A 26,633-nucleotide genomic window follows, 5' to 3' on the forward strand; every position below is an offset into this window, starting at 1 on the left:
TCATTGCCTTAGCCAGTGCGTTCGGTCAGACAACGACCTACTGAGACTGTGGCACTGTAACGGGTGCACCCGTAACTGTCTAAAGTTTTGCAACTCTCGACCGTTCCACTCCAAGACCATCTTCCATTTCCATTCCGCTGCCTCTTTTCACCAACCGAGGCTCTCTTGTCAGCTTCCTTGAAATGTACTCTTCTTTTCACAGTGTTATTTAATCTTCATTTAATGTTTATTAATGTTATCTAATATAACAGTCAAATAGGCTGCTGTCAATATTCATTTTTTGTATTTTTATGTTTTCATTAAGTAATAATCTGGATAAAAATAAATCATGCAATTAGAAAAAGAACAGGCTATTTCATCTTGAGACACCTTAGAAATGATAAAAACAGCAAAACCTTTATAGGGATTTTGCTGTTTTGTGTCTCAACGATATTAAATTCATGAAGAAAGACTAAATCTGTCCGCACTCCTACTCAGAAACTGGATATTTGTAGGTCATCATCGCACTAATACTATTTAAGACAACAGTTACAATAAGAAGTACTGCTGATACCCAGTTTAAGGTACTAGTCGTATCCATCAGCGCAGTCCAATCTTGAATTTGGACTAAGTAATTGTTATAGGAAATTTGAAACCATAAGGCAATAGCACAAGCCCCCACGCTCAACAACGACAGGATAAGCGAAAATTTATTTTTTCCTTTTTTGTGTTGCATTATGCTAACAATCGGAATCAACCAGGCAATCAAGCCAAGAACTAAACTCCCTACATTAAGCCAACCATAATCAAATAATTCAACCATAAAAGACTCCTCTCAAGATTATTGCAGTATGTGTCTGCTTAGATTAATTAGTTGTATTATAGCCTAATGTTGTTAAGAAAAACGTAAATAATACAGCCCTACATGTTTATATCATGTGATAAATCAATAAAATACTTATAGAAAAATTACCAATCACTTTTTAAAATCTCCCTTATAGCACGATTAAAATTTGGCACTTAATTTCATTATCTATTCAACTATATTTTTTACCTTACTTTTCACTGACTTATTGAGATCTAACCATCTTCTACTTTTATTCAATTGGCTAAAGTCATAATGAGAAAGTAGTTGTCCTATTTTGTGGAACAGAACTTGCCGAACGAGTTCTATGAGTGTGGAAACTAGATAAACAATCAGCGTTACCAACACTGCATAAAAGACGAAAAAGAAAGGTGAATCTATTAGATGCTCCTCGGTATGGAAAAATGACTGCCATAAAACCGGTCTGATAAACTCATTATCGTGAAACAAATACACGCCAAGAGTCGCTCCTGAAACAGTATTGATCCACTTTATCGAGCCTATTGAAATGTTCTTGAACCAAATAAACAACCCCACTGCAGCTCCTAAAATAAACACACTGCTGTCTTTCGTTAAAAAAGTGGCGTTTCTTATCAAAATATCCAGATTCATTTTTTCCCCAATTAGATTGAATACAGCAATTGATACGATCATCAACCAACAAGAAACGACCGTTAACTGGATGCCTATTTTGCGTTTTAAAAAGGAGTCAGGATAAAGTTTAATATATGCACCAATACTATAGAATAGTAAAAATCGTGTAATATCGTGGTCTCCCATGGAGCCTTTCGTAAAAGTTGGAATCAAAATCCAGAGAAAAATCATTAAGAAGAGTAATTTGAGGTAGTCTATTTTTTTTAGACTCAATAGCAGCTTATTCAAAAACGGAGTAAACAAATATAAAAAGATGTAAGTAGTCATGAACCAATATTGACCATACAAAATGGGGAATACGTTTCTTAGTGTATCTACTAACCCAATAGGAAAACCCAGCAACTGAAATAACAATAAGATGCCCATAGAATAAAAGGATACTTGTAAAATGAGCAAAACCAGCTTTTTAAGCTTGATTTTTGAGTGAATCATAAAATATCCGGTGATCATCACAAAAAGTGTCACTCCAATTTTCCCGCCTGATTCAATCACTTCTGATAAAAATATCGTAAGTGTCTGCCGGCCAAATCCAGTTTCATAAGAAGTCTTTAAAACACCATGATAGGAAAAGTGATGTGCTACGATGAGCACCATAGAGATGATTCTCAACAATTCGAAGTTGGATTGTTTTGCGGAGGTTTTCTTCGCAGATACAGCATGGTCTTCTGTAGCTCTATTTTTATCCAGCATGTCTTCCTCTCCTCAGTAAAAAAAGTTTACATCTTTTTTTGATATACAAAAAGGAATTCTCTCAATGGCTACATTGCAGGAAAAACGTATGCACATCTAACCTGAATCTAGCAAAAATCATTTGACAATGTATTAACTAATCTGACAAAAGTATTCTATTTAAAAATAACTTTACAACTCCTCTAAACTAAAAATTCCTTTCTCACTTCCTTATCTACATGTTCTTTATCTAATGAATCATCAAACGCCTTTGGCGCAATCATTATATCTCAACAAAATCCTAATAAACAACTGATAACATGGTTTTAGATTCCATCTTTTAGTACTAAACTAGCACTTGTCTTTACTCGTATTATCTATTCTTAATCTCTGTACCATACATAGATTATATCCCTCAATTGTTATTATCAGATCTTGTATGTGTACAGAATAATCATAATACATAATCGTAACTAGAATAAGCAGAAAGAAAAAGCCTCCAAACATCCTTTCTTCGGAAGTTTGGGGGCTAGTTTAGCATTTCTTTATAAATGCCTATCATTAAAGTAATTAAAAAGCATTAAGGTGTTCACTCAATTAATCTCCTAAAAATTTATATGAAATTTTTATTTCGTAAGTCTTCTTCCAAGTGAATCCAAGCAAGCTTTTTTAGATTATTGCCCTCTATCAACGCTAGTTTTATTTGACAAAGAATGTACTTTATTTTGTTTTTTATCATATCTCAAAATAAAAGTAGTCGCAAAAAATGAAACTGCTATAGCTATTGCGCCTGTTAAAATAGCTATAACCATATTACTCGTAGATCCATCAGGGTTTAGGAAGAATAATAATGTAAATAGTCCTGGTGCGCCTCCCATTACAAAACTCTTTAAGGAGAAAATAGCAGCAAATATACCACCACTGATTGCGCCTATCGCAGTTCCTATTAATGCTTTAGGACGACCGATTAAGGCTCCATAAAATGCTGGTTCAGTAATCCCAAATACTCCTGTTAATCCAAATGAAAAATAAGCTCCGCTTTTTTCTTTGTTTTCTTTGACGAACCTACTTACAGCTAAAGCAGAAGCACCAATACACAAGTTCGAAATAAAGCCTATTACTACAACCACAGGATCATATCCTAGTGTTTCAACTGCTTGGAATCCTATTGGCATAATTGCCTTATCTAAACCTAGCATAACCATATAAGGATATAGAGCAGATAGTATTGGCAGTGCAATAAATCCAGCATTACTCATCAGCCACGTAATACCATTACCTACATATTGACTTAAAATAGTTCCAATTGGTCCAAATAGAATCAACGTAAACGGAACAACAATTAGCATTGTTAAGAATGGTTTGAGGAAATACTTAATAAATTCCGGTATAAATTTGTCTAAAACTTTATCTACGTAGTACATAAACAGTACTCCAAGAATAACAGGAAGAACACTTCCACCGTAATCTACCGTCGTAACTGGAATACCTAAAAAATCTAATCCCTCTACAGCACTGATAGATGGACTTACTAATATTGCTCCTAAAAAGGCACCCAAAATTGGAGAAAGTTTTAGTTTTCTTGCAGTAGTATAACCCAAGTATATAGGCAACATAGAGAAAGCTGCACTGAAAATAGCTAAAATAATTTGAGCTGTTCCACTTTCTGGAGATACATTAAAATAATTGATTAGAAGGTTATTAGTGGCTAAAATTACTCCGCCGGTAATTAAAGCTGGTACAATCGGCATAAAGAGTTCTGCAAAAAAGCCTCCTACTAAATCAACATAGTACTTAAAATTCTTTTTTTGATCTTGAGCATCTTCTACGGCTTCTGTTTTTCGTGGATTTTTATCATCATCATATCCTGATACTTCTAAAAAATCATTGTATGCTTCATTTACATTTGCTCCAATAATCATTTGAATTTGTCCATTTTTAAATACATACCCAAGAGAACCTTCCAAATCTGTCAAAGCTTCTTTATTTATCTTATTTTCATCTTTAATATTAATCCTTAGCCTAGTTGCACAATGTCCAACTTGTTTAATATTATCAAGTCCACCAATATTCTCTAAGATTTTTTCTGACATTTTTGAGTATTTCATTTGTATTTCCCTCCTAAAACTTTATTTTTTTGCTTAGACGCAGATAGCAAGTTATGTTGTCTTATACAAATATTTGAAATCGATTACAATTTTTAATTAAGATAAACTTCCTCTCGAGAGGAAATTTATCTTAATCATTTCTATATAATATTATTCGTCTATATATAAAGAATATTTTTTATCTAAGAAAAATGGTCTATAATAACCTAGTGTATTCGCTAAAGGAAGAACCTCGTCAGGTAAATGAATATTTAATTCATCACGCATATATTTTCTTCGCTTTTCAATTACTTCCCATAAATCTGGATATTGTTCTTTTATTTCATTACGTAGCTTCTTATCTGCTAGCGCTAGTGTACTCTCAGCAGATACACCATTATGGTTTGGTTGAGATGGTATGAAGTCAACTTGAAAAATCATACCTGATTGAACTGTAGCATCTGAGTCTTTATAAAAGAGTGAAGACATCCATTCTTCTTCTGCTGTTAAATGACCAGGACAAAGTTCCCAACCATATTTTGCCTGTGGGTAATACTCTTCGAATTTTTTATAAAACTCTCCAGCATTTTCTCCAATTTTGATATTTGTTAACCAATAATGGTATGCCTCAAAGTAAGGCACTACAACTTCATCAAAATAGTTTTTATCTACCTCTTCAAGTTCTGATATATTTTCTACAGCGTATCCAGATCTACTTGATAATCCTCCACGATATCCTGTTGTCAAAGCAACCTTATTTCCCTTTTGTAAACGATTATGAGTAGGGTAAAGATTGCCATCAACAAAACGTTGTCCAAACGCAGCGATAGTTACTACAGTATTGTACTGGCCATGTTTCGTTAATGTTTCACCTATTTCTAATTCGCTTTTATTAATCTCAAGAACATCCATTGCCTCTAAAACAGCATCTGAAGCTAAGGAAGCTCCATACTCATAATGAGCTATTTCATTAGCATTATTGGTAATACGTGCACCATATTTGGGACTGATAAATAAATCTGTTGCATTTACCAATTTCTCCCTGTTAATGACAGAGGTTAAGGCCTGAACAATAAATTCGGGAATATCAAATTGTACTTTCATCCCAGGAATCAGTTTCCAACCAACCAGGCCTACTAACCCTGATGCATCAATATTTGTTTCAGCAAAAATGTCCTCTGACGTTTCAATACTTCCCATCGGTTGATTTGGCAAAGAGAATAAAGAACTTTTCTTACTCATCGATTTGATTCGTGAATATTGAGCCTTATTATAATTTTCATTACCCAGAATCAAAGTACTTGTCTTATCAATATTCAGTACTAATATCGCTTCTTCAAACCGTGGAATAAACCCCACCAGATATTCAAAATTACTTCCATGTTCCTTATCAGCATAGATAACCAGCGATGTAATGCCTTTTTCTTGCATTAAATGCAACAAATTATTACGTCTTTTTTCTATGGTTTCATCTGTTAATGAGATCATTACTCCAGAGTTATCAGCAGCTGGTGGTTGTGTTTTTTTAAAACGTACAGTAATGTTAATCACCCCTTATTTATAATAAAGACTTCATCTATCTAATTCATCAAAAGGCAGCATCGGACGCATGATTTGTTTAAAAATAATATTTTCAGTTTTTTGATTTGTAGGACCATCGGTTAAAGCCATAATAGAATAATCGCAGTACTTATTTAATTCTGGGAAGATATACCCTTGCTTCACTACAACAACACCATACTCATCCAAATCTATATTTGCAGCGTTGAATTGATGCATTTCAGCAAAACTTATGGATTGATCTAGTAGTACAATATCAACTGGTTTTTCTTTAACTGATAATGTAAGTGTCTCCCCATAACTGTCAGTATCGCCAAATATTTGTTGCAGAGTTCCACTATTTGTTACCTTAACAGTTAGCTTGATTTTTTTTGATAACTCATCGGTGTCTGTTCCTAATTCAATGTCAAAATAGTCTTTATGGCTATTTTGTTTTATCAAATTGAATAACTTATTATCAGTAATTGCAGAGAATAATAATTTCTTGTTGTTATAGTTCTTTAAAGACAAATACTTATTTAGTAGAAAAGTGTTATTCCCCATTGCACCTGAAGTCACGTTATCTCCAGAATCAGTTACTACTACATGTTTAAATTCACTATGAATAGATTTTTTAATAGCATCTTCTACTTCTAGTGCATTCCCGTGGTAATGAAATTCATTATATTTGTCTACACAAAATCCATATAATTCATCTAGTACTTCTTGTGCATAGTCCTTATATTTCATATCAGAAGGTACCACAACCAATCCGGATCCAGCAGCATAATTATCATGTCTTAAATAACCTACATGGAAAGAAGCACTTAGAATTCTATTATCTTGTTCTATCTCATTTAATTTTCTATTAATAGATACCATCGGTTCATCAGTTGAGACGCTTCTTTCCCCGCCTAACACAAAAGGAAGCTTTCGATATTGAGAAACTAATATCTTCTTTTTATGAAGCAAATTCACCATCATTTTAGCTACAACTCTGTACGTTTCTACCATGTCTGTATGAGGTGACTCTCGGTAACAGCGTCCAATTGTCATCATTGATACATATTCTTCTGTTAAATTTCCATGGGGATCCATCACTACACAGATTGGTAAATATGGACCTGTAATTTTTCGAATATCTTTTAGTAATTGTCTTTCGCCAGAACCTTCAGGTAAATCTTCTACTTTACTCGCTCCATGGAGAAATAGAAAAATACCATCTAAATCGTGTAAATTTTCTCTAACAGCTCGAATCATTTTGTCATGAATATATTTATAGGCTTCTTTACTAGCGACTTTAGCTGAATGTGCATCAGCAAATATTGCCGGAACAACTTCAATATTACTCTTCCTGAAGATATCTCCTACATGCATTGCAGTAATAAGATTTTCTCCAAATTTAAGATTAAAGCTATCTAGTTCGGTTAAGCCATTCACATGTTCGTTACTCTCTAAAGTATAGTGTCCCATTAAAACTTTCATAATTATAACCTTCCTATATCTTTACTTGTTTAGATGTTTCTCGCTCAAGTAAATTTTTATTGTAGTTATTAATAAAGTCTTTGTACCAGTAGTAACTCTTTTTAGGTGTACGCTTTAAATCATTGTCAAAATCTACCCTTACCAATCCATATCTCTTCTCATAGCCATTGATCCAACTATATAAATCCATTGTTGACCAGTGATAATAACCTTTTACATTTACACCTTCATCTTTAGCTTTTAACATATATTCCAGAAATTCATTAAATATTTCTATTCTTTCATCATCTTCTACATAACCATTTGTATCAGGAGTTTCATAAATTCCATGTCCATTTTCAGAAATCAATATTAATGGATCATCATATCTTTCTTTTATTTCCATTAAAGCTGTATACATAACCCTAGGATTAACTTCTCTTCCCCATTTATTCCTTCTTACTTTTTTGTCAAAAGAACTTTCAAATAAGTTGTTTAGGCGAATACCTTCTAAGCTTTTACTTTTTGTTCCCTTATTATTATGGAAAATTTCAGTTTCTCCTTTTTCCCAGTGTTTCACATATTGTCTGTTGTATAAATTCAGTCCTAAATAATCTCCTTTACCTTTACTAAAAATTTCTTTATCGTTTTCATGATGATAAATCATGAAATTAAACTTTTTCTTCATTTCTTCAAGATTATCAGGAAGCTTTCCTTCCAAAGCTGGAACTAATATCATACGGTTATAAAAAAAGTCAGCAAGTTCAAAAATTTCTTCTTTGTTTTCAGTTTCAGGATCAAGCTCGACACTTCCATTATCGTGTACAATACCAATAATCCCATCGATTTCCATTTCTCTAAATGAATTTACTGCTTTTGCGCTAGCTAACATCAAGTTATATTGATATTGAAAGTACGACTGAATATCAGCATAACGATTTGGCGGATAATTCCCTACCATATTTGAACAATAGCTATAATAACGAGGTTCATTTATAGTTGACCAAATTTTCACTCTATCTCCAAATGCTTTAAAACAAATTTTTGCATATTCATTAAAATAATCCGTAACTTTATTATTTAGCCATCCACCTTGTGACGCAAGAGTTAAGGGCAAGTCATAATGGAAAAGAGTTGCGTTAGGCTCCACTCCTTTCTGCAAACAATAATCAATTACATTATTGTAGTAATCTACACCGTTTTGATTCACTTCTCCTGTACCATTCGGTAAGATACGTGCCCAAGAAATTGAAAAACGATAAGTGTTTTGTGCCCCTTCAGCCATCATATCAATATCTTCTTTGTAACGATGATAAAAGTCGCTCGCTTCATCTCCGTCTTCATTGTGAATGTTTAAAACGCTATGATGATTAAAGTAATCCCATTCTCCCTCACCTTTACCATCTTCATCCCAAGCACCCTCACATTGGTATGATGCAGTCCCCGATCCCCAAAGAAAATCTTTATCACTAAAAACATCTGAATAATTACGCATTAATGATTCCTCCTTATTGTTAATCGCTTTCATAAATTAGTATAACGAATATAAAAAATAGCAGTAGTTCAAAATTTGAACTACTGCTATTTCACTATATTAAATATTATCTTTGTATTTATAAATATATTCTTCTGATATCAAATCAAAAAAATAGGTCATCCCGTATTTTCCTAATAAGCCATAATTATCCTCTCGAACATCATTTTTGCTAATATAAATCACTTGATCATATGACTCTATAAGCTTTTCATCACGGCTTGCTGAAATTAATATCTTTTTGCCAGGCATTTCGCTTATTGAGTCGTTAATTGCATTTGCAAATACCCCTGAAACAGATACAACAAATATCAAACTTGATTGCCTAGAAACCTTTTTCAAAAACTTACTGTCAAAGTTATTATTTATAAGCCTAACTACTTTTTTTGCGTAAAAGAGTTCTTGCTGAAATTTCACAAGGTTGCTACTGGTATTGTTAGCACTAATTAATAAAATATCTTCGTATTTGTTTATTGTCTCTACTAAATATTCGATAATGTTATCTGTAACCATTCGGTTTACATCTCTAATCATATTAGATAATCCTTCTATCAATTCTTTTCTATAGCTTTTAATATCTTCGAACTCACGCAAATGAATATTTGAAGGAAATATGATATCAGTCAAAGAATTTTTTAATTCACTAAAATTATTGTACCCTAATCTATTACAAAACCTTCTTACAGATGACCTTGAAACAAATGCTTCCTCTACAACTTCATTAATTGAAATAGCGCTCAAGTTGTCAATATTATTTAGGATATAATTTGTAATAGCGTAATCACTATCATGCTCATCTCCATTTATGATGGTACTAAACATATTTAATAATCCTAAATTATTAATGTTCATTTCTGTGCACCTCCTGTAAAACAATAGATAACATTTTCAAATATATTAGGAATTAAACCTCTTGAACTCTGACTAGGATTAACAAGTAACTTCCTATACGAACAACCTCAATAAACACTAGTTTTAGTTTATAAAAGATTTTATTTTTTTACAAAAAAAGCCTGACTTCGTTCCAGTAAAATAATTGGTTTCTCTGGTTTTTCTTCAAATAACACAATTTTAACTATGTCATTTCGTTCGATAGTTTCATACATGTTGATAACGATTATTTTTTCCTTATGATAAGCTACAGTGTAAACAATTTTTATCTTCCTTTACTTCTATTGCGTTATTCCACCTGCTTACCTATAATCGACCGCGTGATCTTCTCTCTGATTTCCAGGACATCTTTCTTATGTTCCAGCTCATAACCCCTCACGATCGTTTCGCAGATCGACAACTGAGCGATTTTTCCTTCGATGGATTCTCCATTGATGAATTCATTTACTGGTGTTTGCAGCAGCACATCGGCTAATTTGGACAAAGGAGATATTGTCGTGTTGCTCAGCACAATGATTTTGGCTCCATTTTTCTTCGCTAAACGAACAGAATCGATAATGTCTTTGGTTCTGCCGGATAACGACATGGCTACTACCACGTCATTGTCTGACATAATCGAAGCGACTTGTGATTGAAAATGGGCGTCATGATAAGCTTTTCCTCGAAGCCCTACACGCAGCAGCATCTTTTCAAAACTCACTCCGATTTGCCCGCTGGAACCTACACCAAATATACTGATGTTTTCAGCTTGTGCAATGTATTGGATCGTCTGCTTCAGATCATTGGAGTCGATCAGCTGATACGTTTCATTTAGTACGGTTATCGAATCTTGGAAGATTTTATCGTAATACATTTCTTCCGATTGGTATTCATATCGCTTAGAAAAATCTTCTTTGGCTATCTCTATTTTTAAATCACTAAATCCGCTGTACCCGATTTTTTTGCAAAAGCGAATCACGGTCGCATCCCCAACACTGATCTCTGCTGTGATGTCATTCATTGTTTTGTTAGAGACCTCACTGCGATTCGTTAAGATGTAATCGGCCATTTTCCGTTCGGATTTCGTCAACTCTGGGTAACAATCTTGAATTTTTTTTATATAACTCATATTCTTTCCTCTCATTCCGCTCGACATTGTATCCCCATTATACAATACTTCTTCTCATTTATCCTCTTCACTCCACTTTTCTCCAAATAGACACAAATAAATTAAATAATAATTGTAAAAGGTTTACAAAATCATTAAAATAGTGATATTATGATTTTGAAGAAAAAATCCGAAAAAGAAAGGGCGTCTATAAAATGGATAAAGAAACATTTTTAAACCAAGTCAAAGGAGGAATAATCGTCTCTTGCCAAGCCTTGCCTGATGAGCCGCTTTATACCGAAGAAGGTGGCGTGATGCCGCTATTGGCCCAAGCAGCAAAAGAAGCTGGAGCCGTTGGGATCCGAGCTAACTCTGTTCGGGATATCATCCAAATCAAAGAAAAAGTCGATCTACCGGTTATTGGTATTATCAAACGCGATTACCTACCTGAAGAACCCTTTATTACCGCTACTATGAAAGAAGTAGATGAATTAGCAGAGACAGGCGTTGAAGTTATCGCTTTAGACTGTACTTCAAGAAAACGACATGACGGCTTGAGCATCAATGAATTTATCGAACAAATCAAAGCCAAATACCCAGAGCAATTATTTATGGCCGACATCAGTACATTTGAAGAAGGCGTCAATGCTCATGAGGCTGGGATCGATTTTATCGGAACTACTTTATCAGGATACACTTCTTACAGTCCTAAAGTAGATGGACCAGACATCGAATTGATTCAAAAATTAGTTGACGTTGGTATCCCAACGATCGCTGAAGGAAAAATCCACACTCCACAACAAGCTAAAACAATTCATGATTTAGGCGTTAGCGGAATCGTAGTTGGCGGAGCTATCACTAGACCCAAACAAATTGCCGCCGGATTTATTCAGGCACTAGAAAACTAGGAGGGAATAACATGTTTAAGAAATTATCTAAATTAGGCCAAGCCTTGATGCTGCCTATCTCTATCTTGCCAGCAGCTGGTTTGCTGCTTGGGCTTGGTGGCGCATTAACCAACCCTGCAACTGTATCCGCTTTTCCGTTTTTAGGAGCAGCTTGGTTGCAAACGATTTTACAAGTAATGAACTCTGCAGGTAGCGCCGTATTTGCCAACTTGCCGTTGATTTTTGCAATCGGTATCTCGGTTGGTTTAGCCAATGGGGATAAAGGAACTGCTGGTCTTGCCGGAGCCGTATCGTACGTCGTTTATACCGGTACCTTAAGCGTTCTTGCAACTTTGTTCCTTCCAGAAGGCACGATTGTGGATACTGGAGTCCTTGGGGCTATCGTGATCGGTTTGACCGTTGTTGCTTTACACAGTAAATACCGCAAGATCCAATTACCGCAATTTTTAGGCTTCTTTGGAGGCTCCCGATTCATTCCGATTGTCGCTTCACTTGCTGCTATTGTTATCGGTGGTATGTTCTTTATCGTATGGCCGCCAATCCAAAACTTATTGGTTTCAGCCGGTGAGTCTATTGCGCAAATGGGAAGCTTTGGCTCATTCCTTTATGGATTCTTACTTCGTTTAACAGGAGCTGTTGGACTACACCACACGATTTATCCATTGTTCTGGTATACAGAATTAGGTGGTACTGAAGTTGTTAATGGAGAAACTATCTCTGGAGCACAAAATATCTTCTTTGGTCAATTGGCTGATCCAAATCACACAGGATTATTCACTTATGGAACTCGCTTCTTCTCAGGTCGTTTTGCAACCATGATGTTTGGTTTACCAGCCGCATCACTTGCGATGTTGCACTCTCTTCCTAAAAAGAACCGCAAGAAAAATGCTGGGCTTTACATCAGTAATGCTTTCACTTCTTTCTTAACCGGTATCACAGAACCGATTGAATATTCATTCTTATTCGCTGCACCCTGGTTGTATGCCATTCATGCCTTTTTAGACGGAGTATCTTTCTTCGTAGCCGATATTTTAAATATCCGTATCGGAAATTCATTCTCCGGTGGCTTTATTGACTACTTACTATTCGGTGTCTTACAAGGAAATGATTCAACGAACTGGATGTTGGTCATTCCTATGGGGATCGCATGGGCGCTTGTGTACTATGCGGTATTCCGATTCTTCATCACGAAATTCGTAGTAGCTATCCCGGGTATGGAAGTAACAGATGACGACGCTGCTGAACCTGTTGAACGCGGAAAATCTTCTTTAACAGACGAAGCATTGGTGATTATTGAAGCATTAGGTAACGAAGAAAATATTGAATACGTTACTGCTTGTGCAACTCGCTTACGCGTTTCCGTAAAAGACAATAAAATAGTCGACAAAGACCGCATCAAACAATTAGGTGCCGCTTCTGTCTTCGAAGTAGACGGCGGAGTTCAAGCTGTTTTCGGCGGTAAAGCCAATCTATTGAGTCAAGAGATCAATCAGATCATGGGGACAGATGACTAATTCTTTTCTTTCTGATACAAATAAAACCGTGTTCTGCTCAGAGGTTGAGCAGAACACGGTTTTTCGTTTTTTGATGGAATAAGAAAGAAATTTAGCCAACACACGTAAAGTCCATTATAACGCTGGTTGCGGTTTAACGCTGATTGATCAAGGCTGTTTTTACCTTGATGTTCAAACTCAATTCTTCATCAAGGCTGTTTTTACCTTGATGTTCAAACCCAATTTTTCATCAAGGGCGGTTTTCCCTTGATGTTCAAACCCAATTCTTCATCAAGGCTGTTTTTACCTTGATGTTCAAACCCAATTCTTCATCAAGGCTGTTTTTACCTTGATGTTCAAACCCAATTCTTCATCAAGGCTGTTTTTACCTTGATGTTTAAATGCGATTCTTCATCAAGGGCGGTTTTCCCTTGATGTTCAAACTCAATTTTTCATCAAGGGCGGTTTTCCCTTGATGTTCAAACCCAATTCTTCATCAAGGCTGTTTTTACCTTGATGTTCAAACTCAATTTTTCATCAAGGCTGTTTTTACCTTGATGTTCAAACCCAATTCTTCATCAAGGCTGTTTTTACCTTGATGTTCAAACCCAATTCTTCATCAAGGCTGTTTTTACCTTGATGTTCAAACTCAATTCTTCATCAAGGCTGTTTTTACCTTGATGTTCAAACCCAATTTTTCATCAAGGGCGGTTTTCCCTTGATGTTCAAACTCAATTTTTCATCAAGGGCGGTTTTCCCTTGATGTTCAAACCCAATTCTTCATCAAGGGCGGTTTTCCCTTGATGTTCAAACCCAATTCTTCATCAAGGGCGGTTTTCCCTTGATGTTCAAACCCAATTCTTCATCAAGACTGTTTTTCCCTTGATGTTCAAATCCATACTCATCTTTTTAATATACTCATAAACCTGTTGATCCGTAGAAAACTGAACCAAATTCTCATCCTCTACAGTTTCATCATTCACGTTATAATACACCGCCGTCCAACTATTCTGCTGGCACCCAATGATGTCATTCTCATAGTGATCCCCAATATACAGGATTTCATTTCCGGCTAGACCAAGAGAATCCTCGACTAAACCAAAAATTTCCTTATCTGGTTTGGCCACTTCCATCGCCCCTGAAATAAACGTATTTTCAGCCGGTATCAGCTTATCAATACCTAAATAATGCAACTTACTGGTTTGCGTTTCCTGAGCGCCATTTGTTAAAACAAATAATTCCACATTGACCGAGTGGAGATAGTTTATCAGCTTTGCCATCCCTGGCCTCAGTTCTATTTGTTTTTTATGGTGAAGATACAACTCATTGAATTGGAGTGCTTGTTCATAGTTGAGAGGATAACCTAGTCTTTCGTAAGTCGATAAAACCCGATCAATTTTAAACTTTACTTCCCCTTTTATTCCCTGAGTAAATTTTTGAAATTCTATCTGCGACTCTTGCTGAAAGATGTCATTAAAGTTTCGAAAGGAAATCCCTGTTGTAAGAACGCTTTGTTCCATCACCTGAAAAGTTTTCTCATATACTTGATTTCTGTCATACAATGTATCGTCTAAATCTAACCCAACTGCCTTAATCACTTAATCCCGCCTCGTATTTAATTGCCGTAATATCTAATTGACTACCTATAACATTATATGGAACATCCTTCATAAAGCAAATCAAGATTCAGCAGATTAAGGCTTTGTGATAGAGAAAAAGAACGGTTATTCCCCCTTTAACGTTGCTAGAAAACCGCTCTGCTTAACTGTTTCTTTACTATTTACATTGTTTTTTTACAGTAACTTTACTTTAACTTGATAGAACCACCTTATGCATTATCGTTACAATACATAAGTATTAAAAATCTCATACATAAAAGTACTAGGAGGAGAAAATGTGTCAAAAAAATGGTTAAAAGGTCTAGGGCTGGCTTTTGCATCAACTTTAGTATTAGCAGCATGCGGAAACAGCGGGACTGCATCTTCAGAAGATACGAATTCAAGCGCAACTAATGAAGGCAATCAAGCGATTGACGAATTGTCCATTCAATTCGTACCCTCACGTGATCCGGAAGAAATCGTCACAGCTACAGAACCTTTGAAAGATATACTGATTGAAGAAATGGCTGATTTAGGTTACGACATCGGCGAAGTTACAATCGATGTTGGGACTGACTATGAAGCTGTAGGAGAAGCAATGTCTGCAGGATCTGTTGACGTTGGATTCTTACCAGGCGGTACCTATGTATTGTACGATGATGGAGCAGAAGTTATTTTGACCTCAACTCGTGCCGGTTTAAGCAACGATTCAGAAGATCCAGCTGAATGGAATGCAAACAAACCGACTGAACCAACCGATGAACAAGTAACTTACTACCGTTCAATCTTGGTTGCCGGACCTTCTGAAAAGGGACAAGAACTGGCAGAAAAAATAAATAACGGCGAAGAGCTGACTTGGGAAGACTTGAACTCAGCTACTTGGAGCGTTATGGGTTCTACTTCTTCAGCAGGGTACATCTATCCAACAATCTGGTTGCAAGACAACTACGGCAAATCACTTTCTGACTTAGAGCATATCTCTGAAGCAGATTCTTACGGAACTTCAATGGCTCGTTTAGCACAAGAACAAGCTGACATTTCAGTGGTATTCGCAGATGCTCGTCGTGACTATGAAGAAGACTGGCAAAACAGTTTCGACCGAGATGAAACAATTTGGGATGCAACAAATGTCATTGGTGTTACACCTGGTATCTACAACGATACGATCAGTGTTTCTAAGAACTCCGATATTATGACGGATGATTTAAAGACCGCTTTACAAGAGGCATTTATCAATATCTCTGAAACAGATGAAGGCAAAGAAATCATTTCAATCTATTCTCACGAAGGGTATAAAAAAGCTCAAAGTTCAGACTACGATAATGAACGTAAAGCACAAGAAGTGCTGTTAGAGCAAGCTCAATAATCTATACGGCATAATTTAATACCCCATTTAAAACATTAAGCTGGGAGTCTTCTCTTGGTTTAATGTTTTAGTATATCTTAGGAAGGACTATCTACTATGATTGAATTTATTAATGTAAATAAAACTTATCCCAACGGTGTTGCCGCACTAAAAGACATCAACTTAAAGATCGACCAAGGTGAATTTGTAGCTATTATCGGTTTGTCCGGAGCAGGAAAATCTACCTTGATCCGCTGCATCAATCGAATGCACGAAATCAACTCCGGGACATTGAATGTCAATGATGTCAATGTAAGCAACTTGAAAGGCCAACAAATCAGAAGCTTCCGCCGTAAAATCGGAATGATTTTCCAATCGTTCAACTTGGTGACACGTACCAGTGTAATCAATAATGTTTTGGTATCTTCAGTTCCCGAATTGCCTCTGTGGAGAAAGTTTTTTGGATTATTTCCCGAAGATAAAAAAATTGCAGCACTTGAAGCTTTGGACAAAGTAGGTATTTTAGATAAAGCCTACAACAGAGTTGATCAATTGTCAGGCGGGCAACAGCAACGTGTGGCGTTAGCACGAACTTTAGCCCAAAATCCTTCGATTATTTTAGCGGATGAGCCGGTTGCTTCTTTGGATCCAGTCACAGCTAAAGTAGTCATGGATGATTTTAAGCGCATCAATCAAGAGATGAAAATGTCTATTCTGATCAATATCCACCATGTCGAACTGGCATTGGAATATGCAGATCGAGTGATTGGTATCCGTAAAGGTGAAATAGTCTATGATGGACAATCCAAAAATGTCACTCAAAAAGTGCTGAACGATATTTACGGAAACGTCGCTAAAGTGCCGCACATAAATACTTTTGAAGCAGCAGTATAAGGAGGATACGAATTGAACGAAACAGTATACGATAAACTAGTCAAACCAAAAACCTATACACTGCAAAATGGAAAAACAGTCAAGCAACGGGCTTCCAAGGTACCGCTTATTCTGTTACTGACAGCAATTGCGATTGCGGTTTCTTTCCAAGTTACGGGTGCTGATCTCTCCTTGCTCTTCACACGAGGATATCAATTATTCGTCATCATCGTCGACATGTTCCCTCCTAATTTCTCCTTCATTTCAAATATATGGGGTCCTTTACTTGATACGATTCAAATGTCTTTATTGGGATCTATTGCTGGAGCAGTATTGGCGGTTCCGTTAGCCGTGTTGTCCTCTGGAAATATCATTCATAATAAATGGATCAACGGCTTTTTCAAAGCTGTTCTAAGCGTACTGAGAACCTTGCCCACCCTTGTCGTTGCTCTAATCGCCACCTTTTTATTTGGATTAGGAACTATGGCCGGAACTATTGCGATTTTTTTGTTTACCTTGTCTTATATCGGTAAACTGATGTATGAACACATCGAAAGTGCCGACATGGGAGCTTTTGAAGCACATGAGTCTATGGGATTATCCAAAGTAGCAGCTTTCCGTTATGCCATCGTTCCGGATGTAATGCCGACTTATTTGTCTGTATCGTTGTATGCTTTTGAAGGAAACGTACGCTATGCTGCTATTTTGGGATATGTAGGTGCAGGCGGGATCGGTTTGGTATTAAACGAGCGTCTAGGTTGGAGAGACTACCCTAGTGTAGGAATGGTCTTAGTAGTTTTAATGATCGTCGTTTTTATTATCGAGCGCGTCAGTGAATACTTTAGACGGAAATTATCATAGTGAAAGGAAGAGATTCAATGGAATTAGCTGTTAAAAACCAATTGAAAGAAGCACCGAATCGTAAGCTGTACTTATCCACTATTGCAGCCGTCGTATCAGCTCTTGTTGTCTGGTCATTTGTAGGTGTTGAGGTTACAGGCCTTGACGAAAAAGGAACCGGATTGGCTATGAATATCATCAAAGGGATCCTAACTCCGGATTTGGAATTTTTATTTAATTTCACTACTGGAGGTGTCTCCTTCTTATTGTTCCAAACTATTGCGATAGCCTTTCTGGGAACGATTTTCGGATCACTGCTTGCGATCCCAATTTCTTTTTTGATGGCTCCAAGTGTCGTAGGCGGTCCCGTATCGTACATCACCAGACTAGTCGTCATCTTTATCCGTACCATTCCTTCATTGGTGTACGGCCTTATGTTCATCCGTGTAACAGGGCCTGGTGCCTATGCCGGGGTATTGACAATGTCCATCACTTCCATCGGTATGATTTCTAGATTGTATGTAGATATCATTGAGAACTTGGATCGTGGGGTACTTGAAGCAATGACTTCTATGGGTTGCAGCACGTATGAAAAGATTCGTTACGGTATTTTACCCCAGTTGTTCTCAAATTTCTTATCCACAACTATTTATCGTTTTGACATGAATTTAAGAGATGCTACCATATTAGGCTTAGTCGGCGCTGGAGGTATTGGGGCACCGCTGATTTTCGCAATGAATTCTTATCGCTGGAATGAAGTAGGTTCAATATTGATTGGACTGGTCATATTGATCTTAGTGGTTGAAGTGTTCTCCAATAAACTAAGAGCCCAGTTGATAAGCGGCGAAAGATAATAATATGTCTATACGAAAAGAGGCGGTAAAAAAATTTCCGGTCTTTTTGCGACACCTCAAATTCTAGAAAAAAATCCAGCAGGAAATACTGGAAGTTTAGCTTCCTATATTTCCTGCTGGATTTTCTATCCATTTAAGTTAATGTTTCTCTTATTCAGTTGTTACACGTTCAAAATCCACATAAATCCAATGAATACAAAGAATAAACCGTACATAATCGGCGAGACTTCTCTTCCACGTTTTGCCGCGATCATGGTGATCGGGTAAAAGATACAACCAAGAGCGATTCCGTCTGCAATACTGTACGTTAACGGCATTCCAATCAGAATCAAAAATGAAGGAATAGCGATTTCTAATTTACTCCATTCGATTTGACTTAGAGAGTGGACCATTAAAACACCGACAACGATTAAAGCAGGTGCTGTCACTTGTGGTGTGACCACCGATAATAACGGAGAAAAGAACAGACTAAAGATAAAGAACACGCCAGTTGTCACTGCTGTCAAACCAGAGCGGCCGCCTACAGCGATTCCGGCAGAAGATTCTACGTAAGCACCGACTGGAGAAGTTCCAAAAAGGGATCCCGCCAACATAGCCGTTGAGTCAGCAGCCAACGCTTTTCCAACACGCGGCATCTTGTTGTCTTTCATAAAGCCGGCCTGATTGGCTAAACCTACAAGTGTCCCCGCGGTATCAAAGAAAGTCACCAACAAGAACGTCAAGACAACTACCCATAATTGGATGGAGTTGATATCGCCAACGTGTTTCAAAGCTACTAAGAAAGTTGAAGAGATGCTCGGTGCAGCTGAAACCAGGCGGTCAGGAGCTTGGATGAGATCGGTTGCTAAACCTAAAAGGGTTGTAGCTGCCATCCCGATAAAAATGCCGCCCGGTACACGTTTGATCATTAAAATAGCCGTCACGACCAATCCAAAAACCGTTAACCACGTAGAACCCACCTGAAGCGATCCTAATCCAACAAGAGTGGATTCATTTGCGACAACAAGGCCGCCCTCGCTTAATCCGATAAAGGCGATAAACAAACCAATCCCACCAGAGATGGCGTATTTTAAATCAGCAGGGATCGCTTCAATAATCAATTCCCGCAATTTAAAAATCGTGATGACCATAAAAATCAAAGAAGCAACGAACACACCGGCTAGAGCGGTTTCCCACGGAACGCCCATTCCGATACAAACGGAATAAGAAAAGAAGGCGTTGATCCCTAATGCAGGTGCTGTTGCAATCGGATAACGTGCCAACACTCCCATTAAGACACATCCCAAAGCACTGGCTAAAGCCGTTGCGGTAAAAACGGCTCCTTCATTCATACCAGACGCTCCCAAGACGGTCGGGTTCACAAATAATATATACGCCATTGAAATAAACGTCGTGAATCCAGCTAATATCTCTCGCCTTACTGTTGTATGTAATTCCTCAAGTTCAAAATAGGAAGTAATTTTATTCTTCATACTGATCCTCCAATATTCTAAGCTGTTAACAGCTTTTTCCCTAAATCAACGAGTTTAATCATATAATAAACAGCTTAGCAAGTAAATAAAAAAGTGCGTTCCTTTAATTTGAGACGATACTATTCTTGTCTCCGAAGACAAATAACTGTATAGCAGTTGCATAAGTGCTACAATAATGACAGAACCAACGAAATGAAAGGGGTTGTCCACATGATTTATACCATTACTTTAAATCCTACCATCGATCGGCTGCTATTTCTTGAAGGAACTCTCACCAAAGGAAAAAATAATCGTCTTCGCAAAGTGGCTTATGATATTGGCGGCAAAGGCCATCACGGTTCTTATGCCATGAATCAGTTAGGTGTTAAGAACCAAGCGCTCGGCTTTTCGGGAACTATTAATGCCAGCAAATTAGAAAAGATTCTTTCGGATAAAGGCATCATTTATGATTTTGTGGAAGTATACGGCAAACCGACAAGAGAAAGCTACGTCATTTTAGAAGAAGGTATTGGCGGCAGCATCTTGATTACGGAAAAAGGCTTTAACATCACGGATTATGATATCGAACTGCTCTATGAACAAATAGAGAAAAAGGTCCAAGAGGAAGACATGGTATTGATAGCCGGCTCATTGCCTCCCGGATTTGAACTGCGCGATCTGGAAGATTTAGTGAAGCGATTAAAGAAAATCGGGTGTTTTATTGCTTGTGATCTATCAGGAGAAGCTTTAAAGAAAGCCGTTGAAATAGGGGTCGATTTTATCAAACCGAATCGATTTGAAATAGAAGAGTTGATCCCTTCTGGCGACAACTTTTTAGACCACATCAAAGAGCTGTCTAAAAAAGTCGATTACGTCATTGTTTCCCTAGGAAAAGACGGCAGCGTCTGCAGCCATGCAGGCGAAGTGCATCAAGTCAGCGTTCCTACTGTGGAACTGGTCAACGACACAGGCGCCGGTGATTGCTTTGTCGGTACGTTTTTAGCCAGTCTTTCACTCAGCAAACCGTTGACAGAATGCTTATCCCTAGCCAGCGCTTGTGCAGCCAACCAGGTCCAATACAATGACAGTACAACCTTCAACATTAAAGATGCCCGCAAATTACAAAAGGAAGTTACTGTTAAGAAGTTGGATTAAAAGAAACAATTGCTGTGTAGAAACGTTCATTTGACTAAACGTAGGAAAGAGAGGCTGGGACAATAGTACTTTAATAATAAGCGGGTGTTTTTAAACGTGCTCCAAAAGTCTGACCACATGCCTATAAGCCGGCCACCCATTATGAGGAAAAACATCTCATATTGGATGGCCGGCTTATATTCAGTGGTCAAAACGGCTTTTGTCCCGCTCTCTTCTAGTTTACTCTTAAGATACTTTTACTGTCTCTGCTGGTGCTGACACTTCTTTTTGTTCTTTTCGACCTTTCAACTTGTATTTCATCAATCTCATCGCATTGAAGATAACCACTAAGATGCTACCTTCATGAACCAGCATTCCGATGGACATATTCATCCACTCACTAAAGAAAACGCTAGCCAATAAGACTAATACTACTCCGACTGCAATCACGATATTTTGTTTCATATTGCTTGCGGTAGCTTTTACTAAGCCTAATGCATGTGGCAAATGGCTGAAGTCCGAGTTCATTAAAACCACATCGGATGTTTCAATCGCTACGTCTGTTCCACTGCCCATTGCGATACCAATGTCGGCTAGAGCTAAGGACGGACTATCGTTGACGCCATCTCCGACAAAGGCCACGATTTGACCTTGTTGTTGAAGTTTTCCGATGTAAGCAGATTTGTCTTCCGGCAGCATATGTCCGTGTGCTTCGGTCAATCCCAGTTCACTCGCTACGACATCGACGGTTCCTTGATTGTCTCCTGAAAGAACGACCAGGTTTTTAACACCTAAATCCTTCAATTCTTGCAAATTAGCTTTTACTCCCGGACGGACTTGGTCGCGAATTCCCATCAGTACTTTCAATTCGCCGTCGACCGCTGTCAAAACAAGAGAATTTCCTTGTTGTTCAAACCGTTTGAAATCTTTTTGAGCTTTTTTGCTGAGCGTGACTTTTTCTTTTTCCATCAAGGCTACATTCCCAACAGCCACTCTATGTCCAGCTACACTCGCAACGATCCCGCCGCCTTTCACGACTTCTGTTTCTTCAACAGGAGAAAAGTTTGTTTCGCCAATCTGCTGTAAGACAGCTTTTGCTAAGGGATGATCGGATTCGCGCTCCACACTTGCCAAATAGCCAAGCGTTGCTGCTGAATCTGTTTCATACATTTCTGTCGCTGCAACGGTTGGGTTTCCAACAGTTAACGTACCTGTCTTGTCAAATACAATCGCATCCACTTTGCTGAAATCATGGATGACTTCGCTGCCTTTTAAAAGGACCCCATTACGAGCACCATTTCCGATACCGGCAACATTTGAAACAGGAACCCCGATAACCAAAGCCCCTGGGCAGCCGAGAACTAAGATCGTGATAGCTAATTCAGCATTTTGACTGACCAACCAAACAATAAACGCTAAAACTAAAACGGCTGGTGTATAATATTTGGAAAAGCGGTCAATAAAGCGTTCGGCTTCAGACTTAGAATCTTGCGCTTCTTCCACAAGTTCAATGATTTTCCCAAATGTGGTGTCTTCCCCAACACGATCTGCTCGAATTTGAAGTGTACCATTCTCTAAAATAGTTCCCGCAAAAACCTCTGCAGCAGTTGTTTTGTTGACGGGTACTGATTCCCCGGTAATACTAGCTTCATTGATATGGCCATCGCCTGAAATCACGGTACCATCGACTGGTACTTTAGCGCCGGTTTTAACGAGTAGAATATCTCCCTCATCGACATCGTCTACTTCGACTTCTTCAAATTCACCATTGTCCATTTGTTTCAAGGCGCTTTCGGGTGCCATTTCAGTCAATTCTTTGATAGCAGAACGTGTTTGATTCAATGTCCGTTGCTCCAAGTAGTGTCCGAATAAGAACAAGAACGTGACAATAGCAGATTCTTCATAGTTTTGAATGAAGAGTGCTCCAATCGCTGCGATACTGACCAACACATCAATACTGATGACTTTCACTTTCATCGCTTGAACCGCTTGAATAGCAATAGGTGCAATCCCGAAGATAGATGCGATGATCAAAGACCACTCAGAAAGAGCGACATTTCCTAAAACAAAGTGACTGAAGAACCCTAATGCGATTAGCAATCCACTGATGACGGTAATGCTGTTTTTCTTGCTTAATATATATTGTTGCATGATTTTTCCCTCCACATTTATTAGTGTTGTTCTTGATGTCTTTAGTATAAGATAAGTGCTTCAGCAATAAATTGACTGCCGTCAAGTTTTGAAAAATGATTTCATTTTTCAATTTGAATGCTTTCTCCTCTTTCACTGATTACTATAGAGGCTTTTCAGCAGATAAAACTTGATAGCTATCATGTTTGGGAAAGAAAGATTTTCTGATCCGCTCAAAGCTGATAGCACCAAAAAAGCAATCCCGGAAAATGGCTCTTTTTCCAGGATTGCCCATACTTCGGTAGCAATTCAGTATCTAATTTTTCCAGTAATCGTTAGCTGCAGCGACAGTTTGAAAATTAATGGCTACAACCTGAGAAGCAAAGGTCAGACTGTCCGCATTATTTGCATAGACGGGACGCAATGCTTTACGTACTTCTGCATCTGGCTGGGTCATCCCAACCGCTTTACGTGCCAATTTAACCGCTAAGTTATAACCTTCTTCTGGTGTATCTGTCAGCAACGTTGGTAACCACGATTCTTGATTCATTTAATTGCCTCCTATTTTTCTTTCTATGCAGTAAATTTGGGTTAGCCGGCTTTGACTTTTGTCTTCAGCACCGGATAACCTACATTTTCGATGGCTTGTTGAATACCTTCAATCGATGTGACGGCTGCATCAAAATCCGTTTTGACTTTGCTGGAGTTGAACAACACTTTAATGCTGTTTTTATCTACTCCATTGACCGATTTTACGGCAGCCTCGATTTTTTGCATACAACTTGGACAAGACAACGCTTCTAATTGCAATACAGCTTTTTCCATGATTCATTTCTCCTTTGTGTGTTTTATTTTATCGGCAATATCATGCCTTTACCTCTTTACAACTGTAGTATAGCCCACTTTTGACAAATGGAACTTGACACCCATCAAGTTTTGCCTTTCTTTTTGCTTTTCTATTTAATGTGCTGGTTTCACAGCTTTCTTTCCATCAGCGTAATAAGGAATCGGCGGATAACTTTGTCTGCGCACAACCCAGACAATGATCGCTCCAATGAACAAGGCAAGAGATAAAGCTTGCGAAACGCGAATCCAATCCCCAATCCATAAACTATCCGTTCTCATACCTTCGATGAAGAACCTGCCCACTGAATACCACAGCACGTAACTCAGGGCAACTTCTCCTCGGCGCAACAGTTGTTTCCGGTTCCGCAATGCAATAATCAAGACAAATCCCAACAAGCTCCATAATGACTCATACAAAAAGGTCGGGTGGTAGTAGATGCCATTAATGCGCATTTGTTCGATGATAAATTTGGGCAAATAGAGATCTTCTAAGAACTGACGAGTCACTGGTCCCCCATGTGCTTCTTGATTCATAAAGTTGCCCCAACGCCCGATGGATTGAGCTAATAATACATTAGGGGCTAAAATATCCAAAATGAGTGCCAAAGAAAGATCTTTTTTCTTCGCATATCCCACTAGCGCCAGTCCTCCAGCAATCAAACCGCCATAAATCGCAATGCCGCCATTCCAAATCGCAACGATTTCCCCTAGATTCTGCAGATAATAATCCAGTTCAAACAATACATAATAAAGCCGCGCACCGATAAATCCAATCGGTATTGCCCATAAAGCCAGGTCAATGATGATGTCCTCTTCAAGCCCTTTCTTCTTCGCTTCATGGGTACTCAAGTGGACAGCCACTAACATGGCGGTCGCAATGATCACTCCATACCAGTGGATCACAAATGAACCCAATTCCACCGCATGGGGGTTCAAAACGCCTAATACAAATCCCATTATATTTGCTCCATTTCGTCTATTTTTTGCGTGAACCCAAGCATGATGGCGATGAATAAGGTTCCGGTCAAGCTTCGTGGAAGCCAATCAGTGATGATACTTCTATCTCTTTTGTTACGCGCTTCGTAATACATCACTTTCCCTTTTCCAACTATACTGCCTCTTTCTACAGGCTCCTCCTTTTTTTCCAAATGGCTGTTGTCTGTGTACTGATCGTTTTGCTCCCTTTCCACAGCTTCTCTATCGGTCTCAACATAGCTGGATGCCTCGATTCCATCAATTGTGTTCCCGCTGAACAAAAATGCGCCTGCTGCTGACAACGTGATAACAAGCATCACCAAAAAATGTTGCACACTAACCCCTCCTTATTTATCCAATGAATGAAGGTCGTTTTTCCAAAAAAGCAAAAGCCGATAAAGCGGAAGCACAGGCACTGAGTTCTGTCCCGCTTTTATAATGAGGAAAGACAGAACTTCTTTCAAAAGCCTTCCTTATACATAAGCCCTCATCTATTCGCTGTAAAGCAATAAATCATCTAAATCATGGATCTTGATCTTTTTACCAGGCAGCTGTTGAATCAATCCCTCATCTTCTAGTTCCGTAAATTTACGGCTGATAGTCTCAGGTGTAGTTCCTAAATAGGAAGCAATATCCTTTTTCGCCATCGGAAGAGTGATGGTTGGAGAGTTGCCCATTTCAAGTTCCACATTTTCTGCTAAAAATAAAACCAAACGGGTCGTTACATGCTCTACCGCCACTTGTGTGGTTTGGCGTTCGGAATTTTCTAACCGCTTGGACATTTCAGCCAGCAGTTTTAGAGAAATAACGGGGTACTGTTCCAGAAAATCCTGGACATCCTTTTGCTGAATCATACAGACAACGGTATCCCGGGTCGCTTCGGCATATTCCTCGTGCACTGCATGTGGGTTGAATAAAGTCCATTCTCCAGTAAAATCACCGGGATTCAAGATACGTACCAGCTGTTCTTTGCCAGAGTCAGCCAACCGATAGATACGAACTTTTCCACGATTTACAATATACAAAGTATCCTCTCTTTCTTGCGCTCTAAATAGGAATTCCCCTTTTTGATAGTGGTTCGTGTGGGCCTTTTCCGCAATGCGATCCATCGCGCTATCTTCTAAATGATTGAATATTGGAACCAAGCGGATACATGCTGTGTGGTCGCCTATTTCATGATGGGTATGTTTAGCCAATACATTTTTCCCCTTTATCTGTTTTATTTTTTATTTACTACATTTAGTATATAGTTCTCTCACCACAAAAAAATTGACGCCCATCAAGAAAAATAATCGAGTAGGAGGTAAATAATTAATTTATTTACCGTCCTCTCACACCACCGTACGTACCGTTCGGTATACGGCGGTTCAATTTTATATAACATGCTTTTGTTTTAAATAGTAACTATCTGGAGATA

The 26,633-nt window shown here is 38.0% G+C and carries 23 protein-coding genes and 1 other annotated feature (1 of these 24 only partly in view); of the genes, 7 read left to right on the forward strand and 16 right to left on the reverse strand.

Annotated features, from left to right (window positions below):
* Positions 1–209: a binding site (T-box leader), on the reverse strand; it reaches 60 nt to the left of the window's first position.
* A gap of 260 nt (positions 210–469) precedes the next feature.
* From ACEN4I_RS08595 to ACEN4I_RS08630, 8 genes are all read right to left on the reverse strand, one after another.
* Positions 470–802 (reverse strand): hypothetical protein, encoded by a 333-nt coding sequence (locus ACEN4I_RS08595; RefSeq protein WP_407103015.1) that lies wholly within the window; start codon positions 800–802, stop codon positions 470–472.
* A 210-nt stretch (positions 803–1,012) separates the two neighbouring features.
* Positions 1,013–2,188, reverse strand: a complete 1,176-nt coding sequence (locus ACEN4I_RS08600) for an acyltransferase (protein ID WP_407103014.1) — start codon at positions 2,186–2,188, stop codon at positions 1,013–1,015.
* A 653-nt stretch (positions 2,189–2,841) separates the two neighbouring features.
* Entirely contained in the window at positions 2,842–4,275 is a 1,434-nt protein-coding gene (locus ACEN4I_RS08605) for a PTS transporter subunit EIIC (RefSeq protein WP_407103013.1), read from the reverse strand.
* A 150-nt stretch (positions 4,276–4,425) separates the two neighbouring features.
* Positions 4,426–5,796, reverse strand: coding sequence for a M24 family metallopeptidase (locus tag ACEN4I_RS08610; protein ID WP_407103037.1), 1,371 nt, complete (start codon positions 5,794–5,796; stop codon positions 4,426–4,428).
* Positions 5,797–5,826: 30 nt separating this feature from the next.
* Positions 5,827–7,278, reverse strand: coding sequence for a M81 family metallopeptidase (locus ACEN4I_RS08615; protein ID WP_407103012.1), 1,452 nt, complete (start codon positions 7,276–7,278; stop codon positions 5,827–5,829).
* A 13-nt stretch (positions 7,279–7,291) separates the two neighbouring features.
* Positions 7,292–8,752, reverse strand: coding sequence for a glycoside hydrolase family 1 protein (locus ACEN4I_RS08620; RefSeq protein WP_407103011.1), 1,461 nt, complete (start codon positions 8,750–8,752; stop codon positions 7,292–7,294).
* Positions 8,753–8,851: 99 nt separating this feature from the next.
* Positions 8,852–9,643 (reverse strand): MurR/RpiR family transcriptional regulator, encoded by a 792-nt coding sequence (locus tag ACEN4I_RS08625; protein WP_407103010.1) that lies wholly within the window; start codon positions 9,641–9,643, stop codon positions 8,852–8,854.
* A gap of 328 nt (positions 9,644–9,971) precedes the next feature.
* Positions 9,972–10,790, reverse strand: a complete 819-nt coding sequence (locus ACEN4I_RS08630) for a MurR/RpiR family transcriptional regulator (RefSeq protein WP_407103078.1) — start codon at positions 10,788–10,790, stop codon at positions 9,972–9,974.
* A gap of 194 nt (positions 10,791–10,984) precedes the next feature.
* On the opposite strand from ACEN4I_RS08630, the gene ACEN4I_RS08635 reads away from it, so the two are divergent.
* Together ACEN4I_RS08635 and ACEN4I_RS08640 are read left to right on the forward strand one after the other, a co-directional pair.
* Positions 10,985–11,677: an N-acetylmannosamine-6-phosphate 2-epimerase gene (locus ACEN4I_RS08635; protein WP_407103079.1), complete on the forward strand. Its 693-nt coding sequence runs from the start codon at positions 10,985–10,987 to the stop codon at positions 11,675–11,677.
* 11 nt (positions 11,678–11,688) lie between these two features.
* Positions 11,689–13,191, forward strand: coding sequence for a PTS transporter subunit EIIC (locus tag ACEN4I_RS08640; protein ID WP_407103080.1), 1,503 nt, complete (start codon positions 11,689–11,691; stop codon positions 13,189–13,191).
* Positions 13,192–14,018: 827 nt separating this feature from the next.
* Here the strand turns inward: ACEN4I_RS08640 and ACEN4I_RS08645 are convergent.
* Positions 14,019–14,768 carry an HAD family hydrolase gene (locus tag ACEN4I_RS08645; protein WP_407103081.1) on the reverse strand — a complete coding sequence of 250 codons (750 nt, stop codon included), beginning with the start codon at positions 14,766–14,768 and terminating at the stop codon, positions 14,019–14,021.
* 298 nt (positions 14,769–15,066) lie between these two features.
* Between ACEN4I_RS08645 and ACEN4I_RS08650 the strand changes: the two genes are divergently transcribed.
* From ACEN4I_RS08650 to phnE (ACEN4I_RS08665), 4 genes are all read left to right on the forward strand, one after another.
* Positions 15,067–16,134: a phosphate/phosphite/phosphonate ABC transporter substrate-binding protein gene (locus tag ACEN4I_RS08650; protein ID WP_407096315.1), complete on the forward strand. Its 1,068-nt coding sequence runs from the start codon at positions 15,067–15,069 to the stop codon at positions 16,132–16,134.
* Positions 16,135–16,230: 96 nt separating this feature from the next.
* Positions 16,231–17,007, forward strand: coding sequence for a phosphonate ABC transporter ATP-binding protein (phnC, locus tag ACEN4I_RS08655; protein WP_407103082.1), 777 nt, complete (start codon positions 16,231–16,233; stop codon positions 17,005–17,007).
* Positions 17,008–17,019: 12 nt separating this feature from the next.
* Positions 17,020–17,847, forward strand: coding sequence for a phosphonate ABC transporter, permease protein PhnE (phnE, locus tag ACEN4I_RS08660; protein WP_407103083.1), 828 nt, complete (start codon positions 17,020–17,022; stop codon positions 17,845–17,847).
* Between the two features lie 17 nt (positions 17,848–17,864).
* A complete protein-coding gene (gene phnE / locus ACEN4I_RS08665; RefSeq protein ID WP_407103084.1) occupies positions 17,865–18,680 on the forward strand; it encodes a phosphonate ABC transporter, permease protein PhnE in 816 nt (271 codons plus the stop codon).
* A 161-nt stretch (positions 18,681–18,841) separates the two neighbouring features.
* On the opposite strand, the gene ACEN4I_RS08670 is transcribed toward phnE (ACEN4I_RS08665), so the two are convergent.
* Positions 18,842–20,152: an NCS2 family permease gene (locus ACEN4I_RS08670; protein WP_407103085.1), complete on the reverse strand. Its 1,311-nt coding sequence runs from the start codon at positions 20,150–20,152 to the stop codon at positions 18,842–18,844.
* A 210-nt stretch (positions 20,153–20,362) separates the two neighbouring features.
* Between ACEN4I_RS08670 and ACEN4I_RS08675 the strand changes: the two genes are divergently transcribed.
* Positions 20,363–21,286, forward strand: a complete 924-nt coding sequence (locus tag ACEN4I_RS08675; protein WP_407103086.1) for a 1-phosphofructokinase family hexose kinase — start codon at positions 20,363–20,365, stop codon at positions 21,284–21,286.
* Between the two features lie 225 nt (positions 21,287–21,511).
* Here the strand turns inward: ACEN4I_RS08675 and ACEN4I_RS08680 are convergent, their stop codons facing one another.
* From ACEN4I_RS08680 to ACEN4I_RS08705, 6 genes are all read right to left on the reverse strand, one after another.
* Entirely contained in the window at positions 21,512–23,416 is a 1,905-nt protein-coding gene (locus ACEN4I_RS08680) for a heavy metal translocating P-type ATPase (protein ID WP_407103087.1), read from the reverse strand.
* 295 nt (positions 23,417–23,711) lie between these two features.
* Positions 23,712–23,945, reverse strand: coding sequence for a hexameric tyrosine-coordinated heme protein (locus ACEN4I_RS08685; RefSeq protein WP_407103088.1), 234 nt, complete (start codon positions 23,943–23,945; stop codon positions 23,712–23,714).
* A 41-nt stretch (positions 23,946–23,986) separates the two neighbouring features.
* Positions 23,987–24,220 carry a heavy-metal-associated domain-containing protein gene (locus ACEN4I_RS08690; RefSeq protein ID WP_407103089.1) on the reverse strand — a complete coding sequence of 78 codons (234 nt, stop codon included), beginning with the start codon at positions 24,218–24,220 and terminating at the stop codon, positions 23,987–23,989.
* Between the two features lie 135 nt (positions 24,221–24,355).
* Positions 24,356–25,198 (reverse strand): prolipoprotein diacylglyceryl transferase, encoded by an 843-nt coding sequence (lgt, locus tag ACEN4I_RS08695; protein WP_407103090.1) that lies wholly within the window; start codon positions 25,196–25,198, stop codon positions 24,356–24,358.
* Entirely contained in the window at positions 25,198–25,551 is a 354-nt protein-coding gene (locus tag ACEN4I_RS08700; protein ID WP_407103091.1) for a hypothetical protein, read from the reverse strand. Before ACEN4I_RS08700 ends, lgt begins: the two co-directional genes overlap by 1 nt.
* 156 nt (positions 25,552–25,707) lie before the next feature.
* Positions 25,708–26,412, reverse strand: coding sequence for a Crp/Fnr family transcriptional regulator (locus tag ACEN4I_RS08705; RefSeq protein ID WP_407127715.1), 705 nt, complete (start codon positions 26,410–26,412; stop codon positions 25,708–25,710).
* Positions 26,413–26,633 lie beyond the last annotated feature (221 nt).

This window comes from Desemzia sp. FAM 23990 (assembly GCF_045528485.1).
GTDB lineage: Bacteria > Bacillota > Bacilli > Lactobacillales > Carnobacteriaceae > Desemzia.